Origin of the sequence: Nostoc sp. WHI, from assembly GCF_015714725.1 — a bacterium.
In the GTDB taxonomy this organism is placed as follows: domain Bacteria; phylum Cyanobacteriota; class Cyanobacteriia; order Cyanobacteriales; family Nostocaceae; genus Nostoc.
The window spans coordinates 1-10,478 of record NZ_WBKM01000238.1; the positions used below are offsets into that span (position 1 = coordinate 1).

At 41.4% G+C, this 10,478-nt stretch carries 4 protein-coding genes and 2 pseudogenes; 3 read left to right on the forward strand and 3 right to left on the reverse strand.

Annotation, left to right across the window (positions count from 1 at the left end; genetic code table 11):
- Positions 1-24: 24 nt before the first annotated feature.
- Positions 25-2,302: pseudogene (locus F8S12_RS42440) on the reverse strand (ATP-binding cassette domain-containing protein).
- 66 nt (positions 2,303-2,368) lie between these two features.
- Entirely contained in the window at positions 2,369-2,830 is a 462-nt protein-coding gene (locus F8S12_RS24145; RefSeq protein WP_331001435.1) for a peptidylprolyl isomerase, read from the reverse strand.
- A 398-nt stretch (positions 2,831-3,228) separates the two neighbouring features.
- Here F8S12_RS24145 and F8S12_RS24150 point away from each other — a divergent pair, with 398 nt between their 5' ends.
- Positions 3,229-4,287: a hypothetical protein gene (locus F8S12_RS24150; RefSeq protein ID WP_196518850.1), complete on the forward strand. Its 1,059-nt coding sequence runs from the start codon at positions 3,229-3,231 to the stop codon at positions 4,285-4,287.
- A 1,065-nt stretch (positions 4,288-5,352) separates the two neighbouring features.
- Positions 5,353-5,985, forward strand: a pseudogene (locus F8S12_RS40905) (SDR family oxidoreductase); the annotation flags it as partial.
- 94 nt (positions 5,986-6,079) lie between these two features.
- On the opposite strand, the gene F8S12_RS24170 reads toward F8S12_RS40905, so the two are convergent.
- On the reverse strand, positions 6,080-8,395 hold the full coding sequence (locus tag F8S12_RS24170; RefSeq protein ID WP_196518853.1) for an IMS domain-containing protein: 2,316 nt from the start codon (positions 8,393-8,395) through the stop codon (positions 6,080-6,082).
- An 894-nt stretch (positions 8,396-9,289) separates the two neighbouring features.
- Here F8S12_RS24170 and pdhA point away from each other — a divergent pair.
- Positions 9,290-10,324: a pyruvate dehydrogenase (acetyl-transferring) E1 component subunit alpha gene (gene pdhA / locus F8S12_RS24175; RefSeq protein ID WP_196518854.1), complete on the forward strand. Its 1,035-nt coding sequence runs from the start codon at positions 9,290-9,292 to the stop codon at positions 10,322-10,324.
- Positions 10,325-10,478: the final 154 nt, after the last annotated feature.

Genomic DNA, 10,478 nt, shown 5'->3' on the forward strand with positions numbered 1-10,478 from the left:
CCACTCCCCACTCCCCACTCCCTATTAAAGTTTCGCTTCTTGTTGCTGATACAGACAGTAGTAATAACCTTTGAGCGCCATCAATTCTTCATGAGTCCCTTGTTCTATCACAGCACTTTGCTCCATCATCAGAATGACATCGGCATTGCGAATTGTGCTGAGGCGGTGAGTAATGAAAAACACTGTTTTACCTTGGAAGCATCTCGCTAAATTACCGCAGACTTGGGCTTCAGCATTGTAATCTAAGGCACTGGTTGCTTCATCAAGAATCAGTAATTGTGGATTTTGCAGAACAGTACGAGCGATGCCTGCGGCGGGCTACGCCTACGCTACTCGTTGGCGTTGTCCTCCAGAAAGCCCCGAACCCCGCTCACCGACACGGGTGTTATAGCCACTGGGTAAAGACATAATAAAGTCGTGGGCATAAGCTACCTTGGCGGCGGTAATAATTTCTTCATCGCTAGCATCAGGATATCCCAAGGCAATGTTTTCGCGGACTGTCCCATCAAAGAGAAGGGTATCTTGTAACACCATGCCAATTTGACGACGTAAAGAATAAAGTTCAACTTTACTGATATCGTAGCCATCAATCAAAATTTTGCCAGACTTGGGTTCGTAAAGTCGGGGTAATAATTTTAGTAGAGTGCTTTTACCAGAGCCACTTTGACCAACAATTCCCACAAAGGAGCCAGCAGGAAAATCTAAATTAATATTGCACAGTTGCATCGGCCCATGTTCCGAGAAACTGAAGCTAAGATTTTCAAAGCGGACACTACCTTGAATACTGGGCATAAGGATATTTTGACAGTTGCCGATTTCTGTTTCTTGGGGAGTGTCTAAAATATCAGCAAGGCGTTGCAACGAATACTGGTAAGTATTGCTTCGATGACTGCTACTCTAGCAAAAAGATGCCGAAAACTTCTAAAGTATCAGGACTGTTACCAACCAATACTTTATCAATAATCACCTGTGTAGCGAGAGGATTTACCAGCCCAAATAGTTGGATAACAATGGAAGCGATTAGTACTTCAATTAGTACTTTCCGATAGCGCCGCAGTGAAGGTACAAACCAACTCAAACTAAACCGCGCTTTGGGAGTGTTTTTGGTGGTTTGTAGTAACAGTACTTCTCCTTCAGCCCCCCAGTTTTCCGCAAAGTCTCGTAATTTGTAGCGCAGTAGTCCCATCTCTGGAACTGCAATGAGTAACTCTTGATTGCTATTTTTATAGATGATGGCAAAACTATCTTGCCAAGAAATCATTACTGGTAATTGCAAGCGTCCGACTGCGGCGGCGGGAACTTTTACCATCTGTGTTGTCAACCCCATCAACTCGGCGGCGGCGGCGCAAAATTGCAGAGATATAATCCCCTTTTGTTCGTGCTGCTTTGTCAACACCCGCCGCAGTGTATCCTTGCGCCAAGAGATGTTAAAGTATTGGCTCAACATCTGGAAGCAAGCTAACGAACCATCCAGCGGCCCTCTACCCTTGATATAAGGATACTTCTTTTGTTTCCCTTGGGCAGATGATTCTGCTGCAATCGCAATTTCGGAGGCGTAAGGAATCTCTGCGGGTAAGAATGTTTTTGGTGTGGGTGCAAGATTTTCTCCAAGTATTGATTTAGGTAATCCCACCAGACGCATACTTGCATTAAATTTCAGCTTGGGGTTGACATCATCCAACTCTAAGCGACTCCCCACAGGGAAGTAAGCACTCGAACTACTACTAACTAACCACAAGAATTCTGAATCTAACTGCTGAAGGGATGCTTTGCGTGTAGAGAATGTTTTGATAACGGCTGCTTGAGTTGCTGTCCTAGCAAGCTTAACTAAATTCTTGCTACCATCTGCGCGACGACTCAGTTCCTCAATAAGCAGTTCATATACTTCTATGATGGAGGCAGTATTATCTAAAGCTTGAGCAAAAGTTTTTTCCTGCTGAATCAATGCGAGAAAATCAGCGATCGCCAGATTAAAAGTGATAACTTCAGTAGAAGCGATCGCAGTTTCACAAGCAATACCCCGCACATGACTCACCCAACCCAAAACCTCTCCTGATGAAAGTAACTTCAGCGTCGCCGGATTTTGTCCTCGAAAATTATACCCTAATAAACGCGCTTGTCCTTGGTAAATAACACTAATCTGCTCAGGCATAGCTTCCCGTGCTACTATTACCTGCCCGATGCGATAGCGGCAAAACTGCACCTTGTTGAGCAAATTTTCCAAAACATTTAGTGGCAGATAATTAAAAGGAAACAGTTCACTAACAAACTCTTGAATATCAACAGTTGTATTTTTCATCATCTTAAACAGCCATCTTCATAAAATTACTCTTACCTTTGCGCCTTTGCGTGAGATAAATCCATTCCCCTACGCAGCTTCTTGAACCTGCACTGATTTAGTATTAATTCCCATCCAGGTTTTTTCTTCTGGCGACAGTTGATTCAGTTGTTGTTTAAACCAAGTTTCAAAATTCTCTTGTAGCAATCGTTGGCGCATAAAATCGTCTAACTGTGCGCTTATAAACTTTTCCACACGTACAATCACCCATGAATCTCCAAAGGGTACGGGTGCTTGAACTATACCCACTTGGCTTGTGCAAAGTAACTGAGCAAAATTAGGAGTGATAGTACCAAGTTCTACTGGCCCGATGATCCCACTTGTATCAGCTTCCGGCCCTTGAGAATATTCACGTGCTAGTTCAGCAAATGACTGTTCTCCTTCGGTAATTCGGAAAAATAGCTCGTTAGCAGTTCCTCTGTTTTCAATCCGAATTAAAGAATAAATGACTTTATCAAAATGTCTTTTGTAGTAAGGATTCAGGCCTAATATTTAGGAAGCAGGGATGGGCGAGACAGATAATTATTTATATTTCTGTTAAAAAGAGTTGAATCGCGTTAAGTGTTAAGGGTTACAGCACTTCCGGCAGCTATGAGGTACATTTTAAAAGCTGAAAGCTATGCTAGGAAAGGGCAAGGAGAAAAACTGTATTGTATAATAGCGGGAAGCGCTGTAACCCTCTTTTGTCACTCTCCGAGAGAGCGATCGCTAGAAGCCTGATCAGGTAATCAATACAAGCTATCTTATTAGAAAAAAATTGGTGCTGTATTTGTTATTAGAAAAAAATCGTGCGTAGGCGTAGCCCGTCGTAGACATCGCTTACTATACAAAAGCTCTAGAATTTAGAAAAGGCAAATGTTTTCGGAGAGTGACAGAAGAGGGGTAATGTCATGACATACTGTTTTGCTTGGAAATACGGGGATAGCGTTTACCTCTTGGGTGATAGCGCAGTTACTAAATCATCTCTACCAAAGCTTGATAAATCAAGTTTTGGTCAACTCCACGACAAAGTTAGGGGTGAGTACGTTGAGGAATCTTTGTTAAAAATTATACCTATAACACCCGACACAGCTATAGCTTTTGCAGGCGATGTTCAATTAGCAACAGCAATTATTGAGTTTCTGAAAGAAAATTTATCCAGTGCAGAAACATTTGCAGATTTATTCAGAAAGGTAAATGCCAGTTTAAGGCCATTTGATCCTAAGCTACCTGTTGAATTGTTATTAGCCTATGCACCCTCGAATGGTGATCCAAAACTTATCCATTGGGACTCAAGGCATGGATTAGACAGTAACCAGTTTGACTACTATACAATTGGAAGCCTCACCTCCTATCATGCCGCTTTAACACCACAAGTACTATCAATGTTAGTTAATGGTAAGTTGGCATCGGACAGGATTCTGCCAATAATCATTGCTATCGTACAGTCGTATGGTATCCATAGTAATATCATTGAGCAAAATGTTGGGGGAATTATTTTTGGACTTCGAGTTTGCAATGGGGAAATAATTTGGCAAGAAGATACAAACTTTGTTCTATACAATTCTACTGCGGAGAATTTTGAAACCCTTGATTTTATATCAGCCTTTGTTCGTGATGATGTACTAATTGTAAATTCTTCGATCACCAACGATATTCGAGGTTTCGCGTGTTCCATTTCAACACCATCAATTCAAGCTTGGCAAGAATCTTGGAATTCTTTTATTGCTAGTCATATCAATTCAGATAAGTATCGGTATTGGGTATTCTTGTCCACCGCAATAAAAGTGATTACAGTTCTGCGTCGGGATAATTTCGATAGTGAGAATAATTACTTTAGCTTACAGTACCTTGGCGATGGAAATTTCTCCTTTGGTTTAAGTCAGGAATTAACGGCACTACTGATGAAACCTCTTATGGATCGTGATGACGGCAGTCTTCCATTCAGATTGAATTTTCGCAATGCCTGAGCCACAGCAATCTAATCCAGCTACATTTAATATTTAATACCTAAGAACGGGGTCATCGTGCTAATTCAATCCCTAGAATCCAGATTTGGTAGCGTTTCACTAGAAGCGATCGCATACCCTGGATTTAGATAAATTCACAATACATACAAAATGTAATGTTGGTTCAGAACACAAGTCCGTTCGTTCAGAACACAAGTCCATTCGTTCAGAACACAAGTCCATTCGTTCAGAACACAAGCCCGTTCGTTCAGAACACAAGTCCATTCGTTCACAACACAAGTCCATTCGTTCAGAACACAAGTCCATTCGTTCACAACACAAGTCCGTTGGTTCACAACACAAGTCCATTCGTTCACAACACAAGTCCGTTGGTTCACAACACAAGTCCATTCTCAATAATTTGTTGTCTAGCGTCGGGTAATTACTGAGCTAGCAATCCAATCTTATTAATTTTTTGTCTCACGCAAAGGCGCAAAGGCGCAAAGAAGGACTTTTGCAAGAGGTCTATTAGTCACGGTGAATGATGCTCATTGCTTTGCGATCGCATCAATGCTTGAATTTCTACGTAGTCAAGCAATTAACTGTCTTAAGAAATTATTTGTTACAAAGATGACTTCTCTAGCAAATGGTAGACAACATTGAAAAAGTGTATTAGCACCAGTACTTCTGACAATCAAAATAAAAAGCGATTGCTACTAAATCAAGTAACAATCGCCACACAAAAACACTCCTTAGTTTCTAGGATAACGAATATCAAAGTCATAGTTACAGTAGCCGAGAAAATTAAGAGTGAAACATATCATTGATATCCTTAACGGGTTATCAAAGGCAGCAATTAAACAGCATATAACAGACCTCTCTAATTTTCACTCATTGCAATTTGATTTGAACATCTTGACGTAATTTTTGAATCTATTAAACATAAACTAGACTTTTACGATCACCGTCATGGTTAAAGCGATCGCATCATGTCAATAAAGACAGTCTATTCTCAATAGAGTAGAAGCTTATTACTAAAAGGTTCAAAAGTGAGGGTTATTTTTTCTTTAAGGTGAGAAGGTAAGGCAGTCTTTAGAAGAATTAAACTGTAGTAGTATATTTATTGCTACAGATTTAGCTAAAGAATCTGATTGTCGCTTTTTAGTAGCAGAATGCGATCGCCATTTTGGTCGAGTAGATGGTTTAGTTAATGCAGCAGGTTTAAGTACTAGAGGTTATTTAGAAGATACAACCGTTGAATTGTGGGATTTATTATTTGCGGTTAATGTTCGCGCACCTTTTATCCTTACTCAAGAAGTAGTACGAGTAATGAAAAGAGAAAAAATACCAGGAAGTATTGTTAATATTATTAGTGTTTCTAGTTATGGGTGACAGCCTTATTTGACTGCTTATTCTTCTTCTAAAGGAGCTTTAGCAACCTTTACAAAAAATACTGCTCATGCTTTGAGAAAAGATTACATCCGCGTTAATGGTTTAAATATTGGCTGGATGGATACTCCCAATGAGCATCTTATTCAGAAAGCTATGAGTCAGCAGGGTAATTGGTTAGAATTGGCTGAAGCTAAACAACCTTTTGGACGTTTAATTAAGCCTTTAGATGTTGCTAAGTTAACTGCTTATTTACTCAGTGATGATTCACAAATGATGACAGGTTCTTTAATTGATTATGACCAGAATGTAGTTGGAGCTTCTGATTAAAAAACACCGGAGACGCTCCGCCTCTGGTGAATGTGCTGTTTGTTAAACTAATTTTTAGACGTGATTGAGCAATAAAACTATTTTGTGCAAGCTTTTAAATAATTGGTATTATCTGATTGACAATTGACATATTTTGGATGCGCCACTTACCTTTGTACCGAATCAAATCATATCGGACTCGCAAATTATCGTCAGAAGACTTTTTAAACTGGCCATTTTCATAAAACTGTGTTACTTCTTTCACCGTAGCTTCCACTGCGGCACGGTCTGCGAATAAATCAATCTTATCTACAGATTCCACCTTCAGACTATGATTGTACTTTCGGTAGCGGTTGTCTAACCTCTCTTGTTGAGCAATCAGCCGCCATTGAGATAGGGCTGAACCAGTTAAAATCTGCCCTAAACTATCAATCTCATGATTCTGGCCTAAAGCTGCGGCTTTAGTAGATAGCCACGTCTGAATGACTTCCTCCGCCGTTGCATCTGTTAAAAGACCTTCTGGTGATTGTAGTTTACTGTTTCGGTTGGGAATAAATGTTGGTGGTTGATTTATCTCTATGAATAGCTGTAAATTACGCACAGTTGGTGTAGGGAAAAACAGATTTTTTAACCATCCAAAAGTCGTTGTGACTAACACCCATAAAACTAATAAACTCACTAAAGAAATAAACACTTTCCATACTAGCCGTGTTTTTCCTTCTATGGTGTTAGCAAAAGTTCGCCGTCGCCGAGGATGACGAGGACGATTAACCGGTACACGTTCTCGGCTAGCAGATTGAGTAGGTTTTTTCCTCCTACGCTTTTGGTTATGACCGGGTGCAGCAGTTTTAGCTGAACCATTCAAATGCTGATTAGTGCCTCTGGTCAGGCGTTCGGCAGTAGGAACCTGTATAGAAGGTTCTTCTGATTGTCCACTTTTAGACGAATTCCATCTAGGTTGCGAGTAGTTTGAATATTCAGGTCTTTCTTTTATTGGTGTTTCTGGCAAATCTGGGTCAGGTGTTCTACTATGATTAAATTGCCCTGAAGTCCCAGTTGAATTGTTGGGGAAACGGGGATTATTTGTCTGGGGAAAAGATTGGGGGTTAATTACAGCCCATTCATTAGTTGTTTCTGCATCCGTTGGCAGTGCTTCTAAATAAGCTTGCACTTGTTGGTTGGCAAAGTAGTCTTTTAGGAAAGCTTGCTGGTTTAGCAAATCTCGAAAATGGGGAAATACTTCGTGTTGCAACCACTGTTCTGCATATAGACATAGCCCTGGTAATAAATCTGGAGAGTCTTGAGATTTTTCCCGAATAAAAGCTAAAGCTTCGTATTCTTGACTAAGTTCTAAAACACGAGTTGCTTCTTGGGTTTGTCCCAAAAGTAACGCACATAGCGACTGTTCTAAATGTACATCTTGGCGCTTGCCCAAACGCATTAGCATTTGCCTTGCTTGACGAATTAAAGCCGGTTGCCGTTGAGCAAATCCCCGTGCTATTAAGGCGTAAACGGCTAGGTAAATGGCAACAGCAGAAGAACGTTTGCTTTGGGCTTCAAATAACTTGTGCTGCTCTGCAACTGTTAAGTGGTGACGTAACTGCTGGATAAATCGCAGAAAGTCATCTATGTTTAAACCAGACTCATCATTGTTTGTGCCATCAATCCCGCCACGATCTTCTAAAAGGTTTTGCAATAATTCTAAGCCTTGGCGTCGTTCGGCAGTCTTTTCTTGAGATAGTGCCAGCAGCTCTAAAATTCGATATGGTCGCAATTTGTAAAGATCCGCCTGAATTTCCGCCTGTACACTGGAGAAAAACCCTTCGCGTGCTAGTAATTCTTGACCAGTTTCTAGGGATATAGCGGCATTTTCGTAGTGACCTTGTTGCCATTGTTCTCGACCTAGTTCTAGACAGGCAAGGGCAACAGTGAGAACGACATCTGGACGTTCAGCACTTTGATGTATTTCTTCGTCTGCTAAATTATTGCCCTTTCGAGTACTTGGAACACCGCTTTTATTCAGCAGGTACGGACGACCTAGTTTTAGTACAAGTTCGTATTCTCCTAACTCTTGCAAAATTAATAAAGCACCAACTAACTCGTCTTGGGAAATTTCGATGCCCAGACTCTGGGCATCAATACTTCTTTTGTGGCTCTCTGGACGATTTTCCAGTGCTACTGCGGCAGCAGCAAGGTTATCAGGATCATAGGCATGAGCAAGATAAAGCTGATCGTAGGTACTGCGTTCTTTTGGATTTGATAAAACCACGTAAGCTTCTTCTATGAGTTGTTTACGAGAAGAAATTGCTGGTTGAGAATACTCACGTCTTGGCAATTGTACAATGCGATCGCTATATGCCTGCCGCAATTGTTCATCACTTGCCACTAACGGTAGTCCTAAAATTCGGTAGTAATCTAGCGGAATTCGCACAGCCTACTTCCCCTGCACCGTGATCAACATAATTCACCTAGAGCGTCCCAGTCCTGTAAAACCGTGCCATAATGATACCGTGTAGAATCTACTCTACAAGTGTATATTGCAACAACTTGTTTTGTACCTTCCCGAAATTGTGAGTCACATTCTAGTAATAATTTTTTGCTTTCGCCTAGAAAGGCTCAGTTTTTTGCTTTAATTCTTAGTATTTTTGGTTTACAACGACTAGTATCAGCCCTCAATGCCATAAAACACAACTACCGCTTTTGGTAACGGCATAAATGTTGCGATCGCAGGAAGCTATTGATTGATTTTTCGGAACTTTACTTAATGCGGTCATTAAAATACCGCTACTGGGAGTTAACCCTGATAACAGGAGAACAATACAATACCATATTTAACCTTTAATTACAATTAGACATTTAGGTATAGAAACTTTTGCGTCCCTTTTTTTAATAAATTGTTAATGGATATGCAGAAAGCAGTCTATCTTGATTGCTAGTCTATCAAGGGGAATGGTGAAAGAGGAAAACTCACAACGGCAGATATTGCCGTTAGAGTCAAATTCTCAGGGGGCATAAGCTGAAAAGTTAAAAATTCGTCTTGGAAAGTTAAGCCACGACTTTGGGTGACTATGCCGACTTGTACTTTACTCAAAAGCCAAGCTACGCACAGAGGCGACCATAGGTATCGTCTGAGTGCCGAAAGCCAAGGCTCAGACTTTCCGTAAAATCCTAAATTTACCCATTCCTTAAGATCCTTTTTTGGTGCATAAATAAAGTTTGATTGTTGACTCTTGTAAACGCTAGTCTGTTAGAAGCTCAGGTGTTATTAAACCAAACTTATTTAAGACCGTGACTTTAAGTTGTACAACAGGGATACTCAAAAATAATGGTTCAAGAGCGGACTTTACCCACATTTAATGCTGCTACTACGCACATTACTAAACAAGAAGGGTTACGGTTATATGAAGACATGGTTTTAGGGCGCTTGTTTGAAGACAAGTGCGCTGAAATGTACTACAGGGGCAAAATGTTTGGTTTTGTCCATTTGTACAATGGTCAAGAAGCCGTTTGTAGTGGCGTTGTACAGTCAATGCGACCGGGTGAAGATTTCGTTTGTAGTACTTACCGCGACCACGTTCATGCTCTGAGTGCGGGTGTACCAGCAAAAGAGGTAATGGCAGAATTATTTGGCAAAGCCACAGGTTGCAGCAAAGGGCGCGGTGGTTCTATGCACATGTTTTCTGCCAAACATCGCTTACTAGGTGGCTATGCTTTTGTGGCTGAGGGAATTCCTGTAGCAGCTGGTGCAGCTTTCCAAAGCAAATACCGCCGCGAAGTGCTAGGAGATCAAAATGCTGACCAAGTGACAGCTTGCTTTTTTGGCGACGGTGCAGCTAACAACGGCCAGTTTTTCGAGACGCTAAATATGGCAGCCCTATGGAAACTGCCAATTCTTTTTGTGGTCGAAAATAATAAGTGGGCCATTGGTATGTCCCATGAGCGAGCAACTTCTCAGCCAGAGATTTATAAAAAAGCCAGTGTATTTAACATGGTGGGCGTGGAAGTAGATGGCATGGATGTACTGGCAGTGCGAGCCGTAGCTCAAGAAGCTGTAGCTCGTGCCCGTGCAGGTGAAGGGCCAACATTAATTGAGGCACTTACCTACCGCTTCCGGGGTCACTCCTTGGCAGACCCTGATGAAATGCGAAGCAAAGCTGAGAAAGAATTTTGGTTTGCCCGTGACCCAATTAAGAAGTTGGCAGCTTATTTACTAGAGCAAAATCTAGCGGATCAGGAAGAACTTAAAGCAATTGATCGTAAAATTCAAGATGTGATCGACGAGGCAGTTAAGTTCGCCGAAAGCAGCCCCGAACCAGACCCCAGCGAGTTATATCGTTTCGTGTTTGCAGAAGACGAATAAATTTTGGGGAGTAGGGAGTAGGGAGTAGGGAGTAGGGAGTAGGGAGTAGGGAGTAGGGAGTAGGGAGTAGGGAAGAGTTTTCCAAGTACCCAATGCCCAATGCTCACTCCTCACTCTTCACTCCTCACTCCCCACTCCCCACTCCCCACTCCCC

Bases quoted from the DNA above. Each gene is read 5' to 3' on its own strand.
- F8S12_RS24150 (WP_196518850.1), top strand. From the start codon at position 3,229: ATGACATACTGTTTTGCTTGGAAATACGGGGATAGCGTTTACCTCTTG.
- pdhA (WP_196518854.1), top strand. From the start codon at position 9,290: ATGGTTCAAGAGCGGACTTTACCCACATTTAATGCTGCTACTACGCAC.